Raw genomic sequence first — 287 nt, 5'->3', positions numbered from 1 at the left:
GATCCGTTCCAGCGCTTCCCCGACGCGGCCTCGTTCCGCTCGGCGCTCGACGACGCCGCGACCGGCGCCGTGCCCACGAAGAAGCAGCTCACCTCGCTCACGAGCGAGCTGTACGGTCCCAGCCCGCGGCACGCGCAGGAGACCGCCCGCACGCTGCGCCAGCTCTCCTCCGACACGACGATGACGCGCACCCAGTCCGGTCCGCCCGTCGCGTGGGTGTGGGCCGGCGTCGCGCTGCTCGTGGTGCTGCTGGCCTCGGTGCTGATCTGGGTGCTGGCGATCAAGCC

The 287-nt window shown here is 72.8% G+C and carries 1 protein-coding gene; it reads left to right on the top strand.

Translation table 11 applies throughout. From position 1 onward, the window contains the following. Window positions 1–287: hypothetical protein (locus ACLI50_RS22575; RefSeq protein ID WP_411414679.1), on the top strand; the 287-nt coding region annotated here is incomplete at both ends.

Origin of the sequence: Chryseobacterium cupriresistens, from assembly GCF_046614675.1 — a bacterium.
Classification (GTDB): domain Bacteria; phylum Bacteroidota; class Bacteroidia; order Flavobacteriales; family Weeksellaceae; genus Chryseobacterium; species Chryseobacterium cupriresistens.
Note: the sequence above shows the minus strand (reverse complement) of the source record. Positions and strands in the feature narration are given on the sequence as shown.